12 protein-coding genes and 1 pseudogene are annotated in these 15,159 nt (G+C 71.5%); 9 read left to right on the top strand and 4 right to left on the bottom strand.

The window, feature by feature from the left end; all coding sequences use genetic code 11:
- Nucleotides 1-413 precede the first annotated feature (413 nt).
- The gene (locus ACIQJT_RS37475) at nt 414-863 is read left to right on the top strand and encodes a PTS glucose transporter subunit IIA (RefSeq protein WP_402650095.1); all 450 of its coding nucleotides are present in this window, start codon (nt 414-416) and stop codon (nt 861-863) included.
- A gap of 82 nt (nt 864-945) precedes the next feature.
- Nucleotides 946-2,616 (top strand): phosphoenolpyruvate--protein phosphotransferase, encoded by a 1,671-nt coding sequence (ptsP, locus tag ACIQJT_RS37470; RefSeq protein WP_402650094.1) that lies wholly within the window; start codon nt 946-948, stop codon nt 2,614-2,616.
- Between the two features lie 74 nt (nt 2,617-2,690).
- Here ptsP and ACIQJT_RS37465 read toward each other — a convergent pair whose 3' ends face one another.
- The gene (locus ACIQJT_RS37465; protein ID WP_402650093.1) at nt 2,691-3,584 is read right to left on the bottom strand and encodes a hypothetical protein; all 894 of its coding nucleotides are present in this window, start codon (nt 3,582-3,584) and stop codon (nt 2,691-2,693) included.
- Nucleotides 3,585-3,798: 214 nt separating this feature from the next.
- Here ACIQJT_RS37465 and ACIQJT_RS37460 point away from each other — a divergent pair, with 214 nt between their 5' ends.
- Nucleotides 3,799-3,990: a hypothetical protein gene (locus ACIQJT_RS37460; RefSeq protein WP_402650092.1), complete on the top strand. Its 192-nt coding sequence runs from the start codon at nt 3,799-3,801 to the stop codon at nt 3,988-3,990.
- Nucleotides 3,991-3,999: 9 nt separating this feature from the next.
- Here ACIQJT_RS37460 and ACIQJT_RS37455 read toward each other — a convergent pair whose 3' ends face one another.
- On the bottom strand, nt 4,000-5,967 hold the full coding sequence (locus tag ACIQJT_RS37455; RefSeq protein ID WP_402650091.1) for an acetoacetate--CoA ligase: 1,968 nt from the start codon (nt 5,965-5,967) through the stop codon (nt 4,000-4,002).
- A 212-nt stretch (nt 5,968-6,179) separates the two neighbouring features.
- On the opposite strand from ACIQJT_RS37455, the gene ACIQJT_RS37450 reads away from it, so the two are divergent.
- On the top strand, nt 6,180-8,546 hold the full coding sequence (locus tag ACIQJT_RS37450) for a glycoside hydrolase family 31 protein (protein ID WP_402650090.1): 2,367 nt from the start codon (nt 6,180-6,182) through the stop codon (nt 8,544-8,546).
- Nucleotides 8,547-8,549: 3 nt separating this feature from the next.
- On the opposite strand, the gene ACIQJT_RS37445 is transcribed toward ACIQJT_RS37450, so the two are convergent.
- A complete protein-coding gene (locus tag ACIQJT_RS37445; RefSeq protein WP_402650089.1) occupies nt 8,550-9,086 on the bottom strand; it encodes an NUDIX domain-containing protein in 537 nt (178 codons plus the stop codon).
- 134 nt (nt 9,087-9,220) lie between these two features.
- On the opposite strand from ACIQJT_RS37445, the gene ACIQJT_RS37440 reads away from it, so the two are divergent.
- From ACIQJT_RS37440 to glpK, 5 genes and pseudogenes are all read left to right on the top strand, one after another.
- Nucleotides 9,221-9,646: a zinc ribbon domain-containing protein gene (locus ACIQJT_RS37440; RefSeq protein ID WP_365463579.1), complete on the top strand. Its 426-nt coding sequence runs from the start codon at nt 9,221-9,223 to the stop codon at nt 9,644-9,646.
- A complete protein-coding gene (locus tag ACIQJT_RS37435) occupies nt 9,643-10,833 on the top strand; it encodes a lipid-transfer protein (protein WP_402650088.1) in 1,191 nt (396 codons plus the stop codon). Before ACIQJT_RS37440 ends, ACIQJT_RS37435 begins: the two co-directional genes overlap by 4 nt.
- A 105-nt stretch (nt 10,834-10,938) precedes the next feature.
- Nucleotides 10,939-11,166, top strand: a pseudogene (locus ACIQJT_RS37430) (diguanylate cyclase); the annotation flags it as partial.
- A 565-nt stretch (nt 11,167-11,731) separates the two neighbouring features.
- Nucleotides 11,732-12,457 carry an MIP/aquaporin family protein gene (locus tag ACIQJT_RS37425; protein WP_053850297.1) on the top strand — a complete coding sequence of 242 codons (726 nt, stop codon included), beginning with the start codon at nt 11,732-11,734 and terminating at the stop codon, nt 12,455-12,457.
- A 171-nt stretch (nt 12,458-12,628) separates the two neighbouring features.
- The gene (glpK, locus tag ACIQJT_RS37420; RefSeq protein WP_402650087.1) at nt 12,629-14,140 is read left to right on the top strand and encodes a glycerol kinase GlpK; all 1,512 of its coding nucleotides are present in this window, start codon (nt 12,629-12,631) and stop codon (nt 14,138-14,140) included.
- Between the two features lie 72 nt (nt 14,141-14,212).
- Here the strand turns inward: glpK and ACIQJT_RS37415 are convergent, their stop codons facing one another.
- Entirely contained in the window at nt 14,213-14,818 is a 606-nt protein-coding gene (locus ACIQJT_RS37415) for a GTP-binding protein (protein WP_402650086.1), read from the bottom strand.
- Nucleotides 14,819-15,159 lie beyond the last annotated feature (341 nt).

Below are 15,159 nucleotides of genomic sequence, written 5' to 3'. Positions count from 1 at the left end.
GGCGTTGATTTTTGGCACGCTGTTGAGTTCTCAAGGAACGGACGCTTCCTTTGTACTCACCCTCTCGGGCTTTCCTCCAGGCGCTTCCCTTCGGTGTTCCAAACTCTATCAGTGTTTTTCCGGCCCTCTGACCACCGTCCTGCAGGCATGCAGAAGATGATCCCGAGTTAGGGTCTGACAAGTTGGATGCTGCCGGGCCAGGGCGCTTGACCGCGCCGCTCAGCCCCAAGCAGGAGTACGACTGTACACGCGGCCTCGAACGCCTTGCAAATCGCTTGGACTGGTGGTCTAGACCACCAGCCGGTATCTTCCGTGCGGAACCCTCAGTTCATCTGACATACGCTGCTGGACAGAGCCGTCCGAGACAGGCAGTGACGGCCCATGTACCCAGCTCCACCCCTGGGAGGCTTCCCATGATCACCGTGACGTCCCCTCTTGAAGGACGCGCCATCGGACTGGCCGCCGTGCCGGATCCGGTCTTCTCCGGGGCCATGGTCGGCCCGGGTACGGCGATCGACCCCGTACGCGAACCGTCCGAGGCCGTCGCGCCCGTCGACGGTGTGATCGTCTCTCTCCACCCGCACGCCTTCGTCGTCGTGGACGAGCAGGGACACGGCGTCCTCGTCCACCTCGGCATCGACACCGTGCAGCTCAACGGCGAGGGTTTCGAGCTGCTCGTGAGCAAGGGCGACACCGTCACCCGCGGTCAGGCGATCGTGCGCTGGAACCCGGCCGCCGTCGAGGCCGCCGGCAAGTCCGCGGTCTGCCCCGTCGTGGCACTGGAGGCCACGGCCGAGGCACTCTCCGAGCTCCGTGACGACGGCGATGTGAAGGCCGGCGACAGTCTCTTCACCTGGAAGTGACGTCAGTGCCGTCGTACGACGGCGAATAGGGACGACAACCACCGCGGCGGCGGGACCCGCCGCACTATCGGAGACGGGTGAGATGGAGACAACGCTGCGAGGCGTCGGCGTGAGCCACGGTGTGGCGATCGGCGAGGTTCGGCACATGGGAACGGCGGTCCTGGAGCCGCCTGCCAAGCAGAATCCGGCGCAGGACGCGGAGCGTGAACAGGGGCACGCCCGCAAGGCGGTGGAGGCTGTGGCGGCCGACCTGATGGCGCGCGGCAATTTGGCCGGGGGTGAAGCCCAGGCGGTGCTCGAGGCGCAGGCCATGATGGCCCAGGACCCCGAGCTGATGGCGGACGTGGACCGGCGTATCGCCGTCGGCAGCACGGCCGAGCGTGCCGTGTACGACGCGTTCGCCGCGTACCGGGAGCTGCTGGCGGGTGCCGGTGAGTACCTCGCCGGACGCGTGGCCGACCTGGACGACGTGCGGAATCGAATCGTCGCCCGTCTGCTCGGTGTGCCCATGCCGGGTATCCCGGACAGTGACGAGCCCTATGTTCTGGTGGCGCGTGATCTCGCGCCCGCCGACACCGCTCTGCTGGACCCGACGCTCGTGCTCGGGTTCGTCACCGAGGAGGGCGGGCCGACCAGTCACAGTGCGATTCTGGCGCGGGCGCTCGGGGTGCCGGCCGTCGTGGCGCTGCCGGGTGCCGGTGAGCTCGCCGAGGGCACGGTCATCGCTGTCGACGGCAGCACGGGCGACATCTTCGTGAACCCGAGCGAGGAGAAGAAGGCCGAGCTGGAGGCCGCGGCCGCCGAGCGGAAGGCGGCGCTCGCCGCGTCCACCGGTCCGGGTGCCACGGCCGACGGCCACAAGGTGCCGCTGCTGGCCAACGTCGGTGGTCCGGCGGACGTGCCCGCGGCGGTCGAGGCGGGGGCCGAGGGTGTCGGTCTCTTCCGTACCGAGTTCCTCTTCCTGGACGACAGCAAGAACGCTCCGTCCGAGGAGAAGCAGGTCGAGGCGTACCGGCAGGTGCTGGAGGCTTTCCCGGAGGGGCGCGTCGTCGTCCGGGTGCTGGACGCGGGTGCGGACAAGCCGCTGGACTTCCTGACCCCGTCCGACGAGCCGAACCCGGCGCTGGGCGTGCGCGGTCTCCGTACGCTGCTCGATCACCCGGAGGTGCTGCGCACCCAGCTCACCGCGCTCGCGAGGGCCGCCGAGGGCCTGCCGGTGTACCTCGAGGTCATGGCCCCGATGGTGGCGGACCGTGCCGACGCCAAGGCGTTCGCCGACGCGTGCCGGGAGGCAGGGCTGCGGGCGAAGTTCGGCGCGATGGTGGAGATTCCCTCGGCCGCGCTGCGGGCGCGGTCGATCCTGCAGGAGGTCGAGTTCCTGTCGCTGGGGACCAACGACCTCGCGCAGTACACCTTCGCCGCCGACCGTCAGGTGGGTGCGGTGTCCCGACTGCAGGATCCGTGGCAGCCCGCGCTGCTCGACCTGGTCGCGCTGTCCGCCGAGGCGGCGAAGGCCGAGGGCAAGAGCTGTGGTGTCTGCGGTGAGGCCGCGTCCGATCCGCTGCTCGCCTGTGTGCTGACCGGTCTGGGTGTCACCTCCCTTTCCATGGGTGCGGCGTCCATTCCCTATGTGCGGACGGCGCTGGCGAAGTACACGCTGGCGCAGTGCGAGCGTGCCGCCGCGGCGGCACGGGCCGCCGACAGTGCCGAGGAGGCGCGCGCCGCGGCTCAGGCGGTGCTGTCGGGCGAGTAGTCGGACCGGTTCCGGCCGACGGCCGACTGTTTCCGGAGGGCGCTCCACCTGTGGGTGGGGCGCCCTCCTTGTGTTCAGTGGTTGTGGCGCGGCAGCTGTCCCTCCGGGCCCAGGTCGGGGGGCACGCAGTAGTCGACGTCCGACTCCGGGGCGATCAGATCGCCGGAGTCGACGTCGGTGCAGTAGGCGTCGAAGACCTCTCCCGCGGTGAGGGGTTCGAGGCCGTCGCCGCGCAGGCGCCAGCCGTAGACGCGGTCGGTGGTTCCTCGGACGCTGGTGCGCATGACGAGTCCGCCGGGGCTGCGGGTGGCGATGCCGAGGGCGAGGACCGTGGTGAATTCGAGGGCCTCGGCCTCGTCGAGTTGTACGGCTCCGTCGGTGTTCTCGTCGGAGTGGAGGACGGCGACGAGCGTTTCCGGGGTGCCGGTGATGCTGCAGACGAGGTGGTGTTCGCCCGGCAGGGCTGACTCGAGGATCCGGAGGAGGAGGTCCGAGGCGCGGGTGAAGGCGGCGCGGCCGATGTCCTCTCCGCAGGTACCGCAGGCGCCGAGGCGGGCGAGGAGTGTGGTCGCGTACTCCCATGTGGCCTGTCGGACGGCCTCGTCCACGAGGGCGGGCACGAGGTCGGTGAGGGGCTGGCCCTCGTAGGGGACCGTCGGTCCGGTGCCGGCGAGTTCGGCGGTGAAGCGTGTGCGGCTGGACGGGATGTCCGGGTCGAGGCCGGTGTCCTTGCAGAAATCGGCGTACTGCTGGGGGTCGAACAGGGCGACGGTGGTGTGGCTGCCCTGTGCGGCGCGGGTCCGCAGGAGCTCTTCGACCTGTTTGAGGTAGGTCGCGTGGTCGTCGAAGGTGAAGGTGCGGTAGCGCCGCATGGCGCGGAAGTCGTGTTCGTCGGTGAGCAGGCCGATGGTGCCGGCGATTTCGCGGCGCAGGACGCGTCGCATCGTCTGGTGGTCGGTGTGCGCCATGTTTCCCCCTGTGCGCAGTCGATCAATGTTCACTCACAGTAATCGGCGGCACTGACAATGAGGGCTGGGTGAGGCGCCCGCGGACCAGTCGGTGCTGGATTGTGCAGGTCAGCGCGATGGCTGTGCCGAAGAGGACCCATCCTGCCGGGCCGGTGGCGATGGCCGCGGTGACTGCGAGTGGTCCGAAGGTGCGCTGTACGGACTGCGCCAGGCCGTGGACTCCGAGGTAGGCGCCCTGCGCGGTGTCGGGGGCGAGGGCGACGGAGAGTTCGGGGCCCGGTTCCGGCTCTCGGCCGGTCCCGGCGTGCGGATCACGGCCGCCGAACTGGAGCCTGCCGACGCGGCGCGGCTGGCCTCGGACTTCGCCGGTGTGCTCGGCGAGTCCGAGGCCACCTACGGGGGGTGACCGGCCCCCTCAGGCGCGTTTGCGGGCCAGGTCCTCGTAGAAGTGCAGCAGGTCGAGGTTGTCGATGGAGCCGGGGTTGACCGCCTTCTCCAGCGGGGCGCCCTGGAGGAGGCGCTTGACGGGGACCTCGATGCGCTTTCCGGTGAGGGTGTGCGGGATGCCGGGTACCTCGATGACCTCGTCCGGGACATGGCGGGGCGAGAGGTTCTCGCGGATGGTCCGCTTGATGCGGTCGAGGAGTGCCTGGTCGAGGACGGCGCCTGGGGCCAGGTGCACGAACAGGGGCATCCAGTAGCCGCCGTCGGGCTGTTCGATGACGACGACCAGGGACTCCCTGATCTCGGGAAGGCGTTCGACGGCCTCGTAGATGTCGGCCGAGCCCATGCGGACGCCCTGGCGGTTGAGGGTCGAGTCGGAGCGGCCGTGGATGACGACCGAGCCGCGCGAGGTGAGGGTGATCCAGTCGCCGTGCCGCCACACTCCGGGATAGGTGTCGAAGTAGCTGTCGTGGTAGCGGCTGCCGTCGGGGTCGTTCCAGAAGTGAATCGGCATCGACGGCATGGGGTTGGTGACGACGAGCTCGCCGACCTCGTCGGTCAGGGGCTTGCCGCTCGGGTCCCAGGACTGGAGGTCGGTGCCCAGGCTCGGCGCCTGGAGCTCGCCGATGTACACGGGCAGGGTCGGTACGGCTCCCGCGAAGCACGAGCACACGTCCGTGCCGCCGCTCACGGAGGCGATCCAGAGGTCCTCGCGGACCTCGTCGTGCAGCCAGCGGAAGCCGTCGGGCGGCAGCGGGGAGCCGGTGGTGGCCACGCACTGCACCTTGGAGAGGTCGAAGTCGCGTCCTGGGTGCACGTCGGCCTTGCGGCAGGCCATGACGTACGCGGCCGAGGTGCCGTAGAGGGTGGCGCCCGTGCGTTCGGCGACCCGCCACTGGGCGCCCGTGTCGGGGTAGCCGGGGCTGCCGTCGTACAGGACGACGGTCGTGCCCGTGAGGAGGCCGGAGACGAGGAAGTTCCACATCATCCAGCCCGTGGAGGTGTACCAGAAGAAACGGTCCTCGGGACCCAGGTCGCAGTGCAGGCCGAGCTGCTTGAGGTGCTCGACGAGGATGCCGCCCTGGGACTGGACGATCGCCTTGGGCAGGCCCGTCGTGCCCGAGGAGTAGAGGACCCACAGGGGGTGCGCGAAGGGCACCTGCTCGAAGACCGGTTCCGTGTCCGCGCGCGTGAGGGCGTCCCATTCCAGAGCGCCCTCGGGGGCCTCGGTGCCGAGGAGCGGGATGTGGACGACGGCGCGCAGGGAGGGCAGTTCGCGGCGGAGTTCGCCGACCGTGTCGCGGCGGTCGTGCTCCTTGCCGCCGTAACGGTAGCCGTCGACGGTGAACAGGACGACCGGTTCGACCTGCTGGAAGCGGTCCAGGACGCTGCGGGCGCCGAAGTCGGGGGCGCAGGAGGTCCAGACGGCGCCCACGGCGGCCGTGGCGAGGAGGGCGACGACGGCCTGCGGGACGTTCGGGAGGTAGCCGCTGACGCGGTCTCCCGGCCGGACGCCGAGGGCGCGCAGCTCGGCGGCCAGGGAGCCCACCTGGCGGCGCAGCTCGGACCAGGTCACCGGGGTCGGCTCATGGGTCTCGTCGACGTGCAGGAGGGCGGGTTCGTCAGGTCGGGTCCCGGCGGCGCGCAGGGCGTGCTCGGCGTAGTTGAGGGTGGCGCCGGGGAACCACTCGGCACCCGGCATCGAGCGGTCGCCGAGCACGCGCGTGTAGGGCGTCGAGAACCGTACGTCGAACCATTGGGTGACGGCTTCCCAGAACGGCTCCAGCGCGTCCACCGACCAGCGGTGGAGGGCCGGGTAGCCGCCGTCGGCCGGAGCGCCGTGGTGTTCGGCCGCCCACGCCTGGAACCTGGTGACCTGGGACCTGGCGATGCGCTGCGGATCTGGCTGCCAGAGCGGCTGGGGATTCTCGGTCGGCATGGGGGCTCCCGGACTGTGCGCGTCGTGTGCGTCTCCCGCGCACGGGCCAGGGGTGTGCGCGTGACGCGGCTGACAGGGACGATGCCATGTGATCAACTTCTACGCCAGGGCGCGCCCCACATAGTCCGTGTCGTGAAGATGTGGCCCTGGCACGGGTGAACGGCAGTTGAACGGCACGCGCGCGTGGGGCAGTGAGTGGCAGGGTGAACAGCATGAACGGTCGTGACCTGGTGCGTTCGATGCAAGCGGTCGGTTCGGCGGGGGCGCCCCAGGTGTTGCGTACCGTGCGTGCCGCGTGGCGCAGGAGGCGCACCGACGCGGTCGGGCTGCCGGCGCGGGGGGCCGAGCGGGCGCGGGTGCCTGGGCCGGTCCAGGACGCGGAGCCGGCTCCGGGCGGGGGTGTCGTCCGGTTCAGTCGCTCCGAGCTGCGGATCGTCGTCGCGGTGAGCGGGGCGGTCTTCTGGGGGTGGGACGGGGCCGAACCGGAGCCGTCGTACGCGCTCGCGGGCCGCTGCCCGGAACCGGACCCCCGGGCGGTTCTGGAGCCGGACAAGGACGGCGGCTGGCGGGTCGTGTCCGAGCGGGCCACAGTCGTCGTGTCGCGGCACGGAGCCGTCGAGGTGCGTACGCCCGGCGGGGTGCCCCTGCGCCAGGACCTGCCGCCCCGCTGGTGGGAGCCGGTGGGCGGGGGCGAGGCGCGCTGGGTGCAGCGGTCGGAGGTGGCCGCCGACGCCCGGTTCTTCGGGCTGGGCGGTCGGGCCTCGGGGCCGCGGCTCCGCGACGGGACGTATCGGCTGTGGAACACCGATCCCGGCCGGGCCTTCGGCCCTGGGGACGATCCCCTGTACGTGACGATGCCGGTGCAGCTGGTGGTGGCCGACGCCGCCACCCACCTCGTGTTCCACGACACTTCCTGGGACGGCACCGTGACCCTGCGGGAGGGCGAGGAGGGCGCCGGTTCCGGGCACGACCGGGTAGGGATGTCCGAGCTGCGCATGACCGGCGGGCCGCTGCGCTGCTGGGTGATGGTGGGCACGCCCGCGCGTGTGCTGCTCGCCTGGGCCTCGCTGACCGGTGCGCCCGCGGTGCCGCCGTCCTGGGCGCTCGGCCATCATCACGCCCGCTGGGGTTTCGGCAGCGAGCAGGAGGTGCGGCGGATCGTCGCCGGGTACCAGGAGCGCGGGCTGCCGCTCGACGCCGTCCACCTGGACATCGACCACTACGACGAGCACCAGGTGTTCACGGTCGACCAGGAGCGCTTCCCGAAACTGCCCCAGCTGGCCGGGGAACTGCTGCGGGACGGCGTCCGGCTGGTGTCGGTCGTCAACCCGGCGGTCAAGGACGCGCCCGGCAACTCCGTCCATGACAGCGGGACGGCCGAGGACGCCTTCGTGCGGGACGCGGCGGGACGGCTCGTGGAGGGGGTGGTGCGGTCCGGCGAGGTGGTCTATCCGGACTTCACGCACGCGCGTGTACGTGCCTGGTGGGGCCGTCTCTACCAGGAGCGCATCGCGGCGGGATTCAGCGGGTTCTGGCACGACATGAACGAGCCCACGTCCTTCGCCGCGTTCGGCGAGTCCACCCTGCCGCGGTCGGCGAGACACGCCCTGGAGGGCCGCGGCGGTGACCACCGGGAAGCGCACAACGTCTACGCCCTGTGCATGGCCCGGGCGGCGTACGAAGGGCTGCGCGAGCTGGTCCCGGACGAGCGGCCCTTCCTGTTCTCGCGCTCCGGATGGGCCGGCCTCCAGCGGTACGCGGGCACCTGGTCCGGTGACGTGGCCACCGGCTGGCCCGGCCTGCGGGCCTCGCTGTCGCTCGTGTTGGGGCTCGGGCTGTGCGGGGTGCCGTACTCGGGGCCGGACGTGGGCGGCTACGACGGGCATCCCTCCCCGGAGCTGTATCTGCGCTGGTTCCAGCTCGGCGCCTATCTGCCGTTGTTCCGCACGCACGCGAGTCCTCGGGCGGGGCGCAGGGAGCCGTGGGAGTTCGGCCCAGAGGTGCTGGAGCACGCGCGCGTGGCGCTCGTGGAACGCCGGCGGCTGCTGCCGTACTTCATGACGCTCGCGCAGCTCGCCCGGCGTACAGGAGCGCCCTACGTACGGCCCTTGTGGTGGTCCGCGCCCGAGGACCGCGCCCTGCGGGACTGCGAGGACGCCTTCCTGCTCGGTGACGGGCTGCTCGTGGCACCGGTGCTCGATCCGGGCGGGGACCGGCGTGCCGTGCAGCTGCCGCGGGGACGCTGGTACGACACGGTCACGGAGCAGGTGTACGAGGGGCCGGGACAGGTTCTCGTCGACGCTCCGCTGTCGCGGATCCCGGTGCTCGCGCGCGCGGGTGCCGTCATTCCGGTGCGCGGGGACGACGGCCGGACCGTCCTGGAGGTGTGGGCTCCCGCCCGGGGACGGAGCGGGGGCGGACTGGTCGTCCAGGACGCGGGCGACGGCTGGGACGAACCGGAGATCGAACGCTACGTCGCCCGCTGGGAGGGCCGGAGGGTGGTTGTTCAGCGGGAGGGCGAGGACGGCTTGAGCGAGCCGTCCCACCCGGTGCGGCTGCGCGGGCTCACAGCGCGCTGAGGCTCAGGCGTAGCGGCCCTCGAACCAGGCCCGTGCGGCCAGCGTGTGCAGCGGGAAGGCGAGCTCCTCCGGCCTGCGCAGCAGGTGCCAGCCCTCCGTCTCGTCGGTGGCCGCGGACTGAGGGAGGCCGTCGGCGGGCCGCTCTGGCAGCACCCCGAACAGCAGCAGGTGGCCGTCGGGCGAGCTCAGCGCGTCGACGAGCCGTACGTCGCGGCTCGCGGCGTCGATGCCGGTCTCTTCCTTGAGTTCGCGGACCAGGGCGTGCCGCCAGTCCTCGCGGTCGTCGACGTAACCGCCGGGCAGGGCGATGCCGCCGCGCGCGGGGGCCACGGTGCGGGTGATGACGACCAGGGCGGTGCCCTGTGTGTCGTACACGGGCTGGAGTGCGACGGCGACCGGCAGGGGGTTGCGGTAGGCGACGGTGCCGCAGACGGGACAGGTGCGGGGCCAGCCCGCGACGCCCTCTCCGTAGGGCGCTCCGCAGCTCGAACAGTGGGAACCGGCTGTGGAGTTGGGGATGGAGTGCTGAGTTTCGGACACGCCGCGGACTGTATCCGATCACCGGCATTCCGGTTCCGTCGGGCCCTCTGCCTCTTTGCGGCCGCCCGTGCGACACTTCTGACGTTCCGTCAGATACGGTCCGGGGAGGGGCTTTGCCGCGTACGCGTACACCTGTGGTCGCCGGATGGTTCGCCGGTGACGGGGACGACTTCACGCTCCTGGGCACCCGCTGCTCCGCCTGCGCGTCGGTCTTCTTCCCGCGCGAGGACGGCCATTGCCGCAACCCCGGATGCGCCGGAGGCGATCTGACGGAGATCCCCCTGTCGCGGCGCGGCCGGATCTGGTCGTACACGGACAGCCGCTACCGTCCTCCGTCACCGTATGTGACCGATCCGGAACTTCCGTGGGAGCCGTACACGTTGATCGCTGTGGAGCTGGCCGCCGAGCGGATCGTGGTGCTGGGGCAGGCGGCTGCGGGGGTGACCGTCGCCGATCTGACCGTGGGCGCGGAGGTGGAGGTCGTCCCCGGAGTGCTCCATGAGGACGGCGAGACGGTCTGGACGACGTGGCGGTGGCGGCCGACGGGGGTGACGACATGACGGCAGAAGTGGCGGTGCTCGGCGCGGGCATGCACCCGTGGGGCAAGTGGGGGCGCGGCTTCGTCGAGTACGGCGTGGCGGCGGCTCGCGCGGCGCTGGCCGACGCCGGCCTGGACTGGCGGGAGATCGGTTCGATCGTCGGCGCGGACACCGTGCGTGGCGGCTATCCCGGTCATGTGGCGGGGGCGACCTTCGCCAAGGCGCTGGGCTGGCAGGGGGCCCGTGTCACCAGCGTGTACGCGGCGTGCGCGTCCGGGGCGCAGGCGGTGGCCGCCGCACGGGCGCAGATCCTGGCGGGCCTGGCCGACGTGGTGCTCGTGGTGGGGGCCGACGCCGCCCCCAAAGGGTTCTTCCGGCCCGCGGGCGGAGACCGGCCCGACGATCCGGACTGGCTGCGGTTCCGGGTCCTCGGCGCCACCAACCCGACCTACTTCGGGCTGTACGCGCGCCGGCGCATGGCCGTACACGGGGACACCGTGGAGGACTTCGCCCAGGTCAAGGTGAAGAACTCGGCCATGGGCGCGCTGAATCCGTACGCCCGCTACCGGAGGCGGGTCAGCGCGGAAGAGGTCGCGGCCTCCGCCGTAGTGGCCGATCCACTGCGGCTGCTCGACATCTGCGCCACCTCGGACGGCGGGGCGGCGCTGGTGCTCTCCAGCGTGGAGTTCGCGCGCCGCAGGGGTGTGGCCGACCCCGTGCGGATCAGGGCGGTGTCGACGGTGACGCCGACGTATCCGAACACGGTGCTCGACCTGCCGGATGTCGCGACGGACTCCGCGGCGGCCGTCGAGCCCGTCGCCGTGACGTTCCGCGCGTCGATCGCGCGCGCGGCCTACGAGGAGGCGGGCGTGGGGCCGGAGGACCTCTCCCTCGCCGAGGTCTACGACCTGTCCACCGCCCTGGAGTTGCAGTGGTACGAGGACCTCGGTCTGTGCCCGGAGGGCGAAGGCGCGAAGCTGCTGCGCGAGGGGGCGACGGCGCCGGGCGGGCGCATACCCGTCAACATGAGCGGTGGGCTCGCCTCCTTCGGCGAGGCGGTGCCCGCCCAGGCGATCGCCCAGGTGTGCGAGCTGACCTGGCAGTTGCGGGGCGACGTGGGTGCCCGGCAGGTCGGGCACGCACGCGTGGGGATCACCGCGAACCAGGGGCTGTTCGGGCACGGCTCGGCGGTGGTCGCCGTGCGGTGAGCCGAGGACAGCGGGCTCGCCGTACGCTGCGTGAGCGGCCGGGAATCCTGCGGGACGTCGTATGAACTGGACCTGGGCGGACGCGCGGGGCGCCATCCTGCTCCCGTGCGCTACTGGACGGACACTCTCCGCTTCGCCTTCCAGCCCGTGGTCAATCCGGCCACCGGCGGATTCGCAGGGTTGGAGGTACTGGCCCGCCCGGAGACCGGTGACATCCTCGCCGAGGCCCGCCAGGACCCCGAACTCGATGGGCGGCCGGCCGTGTTGGCGGTGCGTGCGGCGGTGCGCCGGGAAACCCTGCTGCCGCTGCACGTCAACGTGTTCGCGGGTACGTGTGTGGCCGACCACCGGGCGGCGGCCGCCTGCCTGGCGCCGTCGAAGATGGCCGCCAAGGCACTCGTCGGAGCGAGCTGGGTGGTGGGGCGGGCCGGTCTGCCGGGGCACGAGATCCGGCGCGGGACGGTCGCACGGACGGCCTCGACGGGGTACGCGGTGGCGGAGCCGGGGAGGGGCTGAGCAGCGTCCGGTGCGGCGCCGTACGGCTCGGGAAGGGGTCGAGAAGGACTCCGCCTGCCCCGCGGCTGTCGGCCGACCCGGTTCGAGGGCCCGCCCCAACCGGTGCGGTCGGCGACCTTGACGCTCCCCTGGGCCCGGTGAACACTTCCGGTGTCGGTCGACATCGCCGTACATTCTCGGCGTTCCAGGCACCACGCCGCGCGGGCCCCCCACGAGCCAAGGCCCCTACCCCCACGGGCGATTCGGCCGCGACGGCACGCTCGTCGCGGACGCCGGGCGGGGCGCGGGACCCTCCCTGCCCTTCGGCAGTCCGCCAAGGGAACCGCAACCCTGCACGGAGGACCGGGGCGGGAGAACCCCGGGCCAGGGCCTAGGAGCCGCCATGAGCAACGGAGACGTATTCCTCGGTGAGGTCATCGGTACGGCGATTCTGATCCTCTTCGGCGCGGGCGTGGTCGCCGCCGTCGTACTCAACTACTCCAAGGCGAAGGACGCCGGCTGGGTCGTCATCGCGTTCGGCTGGGGCTTCGGCGTGCTGGCCGGGGCGTACACCGCGGCGCCGCTGTCCGGCGGGCACCTCAATCCCGCCGTCACCCTCGGGATCGCCGTCGACACCGGTGACTGGGACCAGGTGCCGGTCTACGTCGCCGGGCAGATGGTCGGCGCCATGCTCGGGGCGGTCCTGTGCTGGCTGACCTACTACGCGCAGTTCCGGGCCAACGCCGAGGAGGAGCTCGCCCAGCCCACGCTCGGGATCTTCTCCACCGCGCCCGCGATCCGCCATCCGGTGGCGAACCTGGTCACGGAGATCATCGCCACCGTCGGCCTGGTCCTGCCGATCCTGGCGTTCGGACTCACCAAGGGTCTCGGCGAGTCCGGGACCGCGGTCCTCGTCGTGGCGTTCCTGGTGGTCGGCATCGGCCTGTCGCTCGGCGGCCCCACCGGATACGCCATCAACCCGGCCCGCGACCTGGGACCGCGCATCGTCCACGCCCTGCTGCCGATCCCCAACAAGGGGACCTCGGACTGGGGTTACGCGTGGATCCCGGTGGTGGGACCGCTGATCGGCGGGGCGCTGTCCGGGGTGATCTTCAACGCAGCCTTCTGAGACACGGGCCATGTGCGACATGGGCCATGTGGGACATGGGCCTTCCGCAACACCGGCCTTGCGCAACACCGTCCTTCGGACACACCGGCCTCCGGGAAAACCGCCGCGTGCGGGAACCACCGCCCTGTGCAGGAACCACAGCGCTGTGCAGGAACCGACGAAGGGGACGTCATGACGGACAAGTTCGTCGCCGCTATCGACCAGGGCACCACCTCGAGCCGCTGCATCATCTTCAACCAGGACGGCGCGATCGTGGCCGTCGACCAGCGTGAGCACCGCCAGATCTTCCCCAAGCCGGGCTGGGTGGAGCACGACGCCACCGAGATCTGGTCCAAGGTGCAGGCCGTGGTCGCCGGAGCGATCGCCAAGGCGGGGCTGCGCGCCGACCAACTCAGCGCCCTGGGCATCACCAACCAGCGCGAGACGACGGTCCTGTGGGACCGCGCCACGGGCAAGCCCGTGCACAACGCGATCGTGTGGCAGGACACCCGCACCGCGTCCCTGACCAGCCGGCTCGGCGGCGCGGACGGGCAGGACCGGTTCCGGGAGCAGACCGGGCTGCCGTTGGCCACGTACTTCTCGGGACCGAAGGCGGCCTGGCTGCTGGACAACGTGCCGGGGCTGCGGACGCGTGCCGAGAACGGCGAGATCGCCTTCGGCACCATCGACTCCTGGCTGATCTGGAACCTCACCGGCGGCACGGACGGCGGGCGGCACGTCACGGACGTCACCAACGCCGGGCGGACCATGCTGATGAACCTGGAGACGCTCCAGTGGGACCAGTCCATCCTGTCCGCGATGAACGTGCCCGCCGCCGTCCTGCCCGAGATCAGGTCCTCCGCCGAGGTCTACGGCACCGCCGTCGGCCAACTCGCGGGCGTACCCGTGGCATCGGCGCTGGGCGACCAGCAGGCCGCGGTGTTCGGGCAGGCCTGCTACGACGTGGGCACCGCGAAGAACACCTACGGCACCGGCTCCTTCCTGCTGCTCAACACGGGAAACCGGCCGGTGCCGTCGAAGAACGGCCTGCTGACGACGATGGGCTACAAGATCGGCTCCGAGGCGCCGGTCTACTGCCTGGAGGGCTCCATCGCCATCACGGGCGCCCTGGTCCAGTGGTTCCGCGACCAGCTCGGCATCATCCGTACCGCCGACGAGATCGAGCCCCTCGCGGCCGGCGTCGAGGACAACGGCGGCGCGTACATCGTGCCCGCCTTCTCCGGCCTGTTCGCGCCCTATTGGCGCTCCGACGCGCGCGGGGTCGTCACGGGCCTGACGCGGTACGTCACCAAGGCGCACCTCGCGCGGGCCGTGCTGGAGGCGACCAGCTGGCAGACGCGCGAGGTCGTGGACGCCATGTACCAGGACTCCGGGGTGCGCATCACCACCTTGAAGGTGGACGGCGGCATGACCAGGAACAACCTGCTCATGCAGCACCAGGCGGACGTGCTGGACGTGCCGGTGGTCCGGCCGAAGATCTCCGAGACCACCTGTCTCGGTGCCGCCTATGCCGCCGGGCTGGCCACGGGCGTGTGGAACGACCTGGACGAGCTGAAGTCCCACTGGCAGAAGGACGTCGAGTGGACTCCGGACATGGAGGCGTCCGTCCGCGACCGCGAGTACCACAACTGGCGCAAGGCCGTGGAGAAGAGCTTCGGGTGGGAGGAGGGCGGCGACAACTAGGCACGCGCGCGTGGTGCCCTCCAGCCGCGGCCCGTACCCCAGTCGGCGGGGGTACGGGCCGCTTCCCGCTCCTCAGGTGGTGACGGTCTGCCGGCGGCGCGCGGAGTACGCCATCGCGTGCTGGACGACGCCCACGAGCACCTCCTTGACCGACTGCTTGTCCCGGGCGTCGCACAGCACGACCGGCACGTCCTCGTCGAGGTCGAGGGCCTGCCGTACGTCCTCCTCGGGGTAACGGATCGCTCCCTCGAAGCAGTTGACGCCGACGATGAACGGGATGGAGCGGCGCTCGAAGTAGTCGACGGCCGCGAAGCAGTCCTCCAGGCGGCGCGTGTCGGCGAGCACGACGGCGCCCAGGGCGCCCTCGGAGAGCTCGTCCCACATGAACCAGAACCGTTCCTGTCCGGGGGTGCCGAACAGGTACAGCACCAGGTCCTCGCGCAGGGTGATGCGCCCGAAGTCCATGGCGACGGTGGTGGTCCGCTTGCCCTCGACACCGCTGGTGTCGTCGACCGGGCGCCCTGCCTCGGTGAGCAGTTCCTCGGTGCGCAGCGGCCTGATCTCGCTGACCGCGCCCACAAACGTGGTCTTGCCCACGCCGAAGCCGCCGGCCACCAGGATCTTGAGCGTGACGGGCTCGACCGGGGGCTTGCCGCGCTCAGAACGCCCGAAGATCATTGGTCTCTTCTCCTGCCAGGTGGGGGTGTTGGGGCGACGGCGGGCCACGGCCTGCGCCGCCGGAGGTCTCGATGGCGCGGACGTCGCCGGGACCGGCCTGGGCCGGCGCGGTGTCCGGCATGCCGGTGGGTCCGGGCGGCGGGCACGACTGCCTCTGAGGCCACCGTCCCGTGGTGCCGGTGACGGTCACCTCGGCCGCGCCGGAGCTGCCGGAAAGTCGTCACGTCCGTCTCCCCGATCGCACTGCTCAAAACCGTCTCCGCGGGGCGGGGCGGGCCGTCCGCGGAGGGTCGTCGACGATCTGTCAGATCATAGGCCAGGGGCGGGCCGGCGCCCGCCGC

Origin of the sequence: Streptomyces sp. NPDC091972 (genome assembly GCF_044756385.1) — a bacterium.
In the GTDB taxonomy this organism is placed as follows: Bacteria; Actinomycetota; Actinomycetes; order Streptomycetales; family Streptomycetaceae; genus Streptomyces.
Note: the sequence above shows the minus strand (reverse complement) of the source record. Positions and strands in the feature narration are given on the sequence as shown.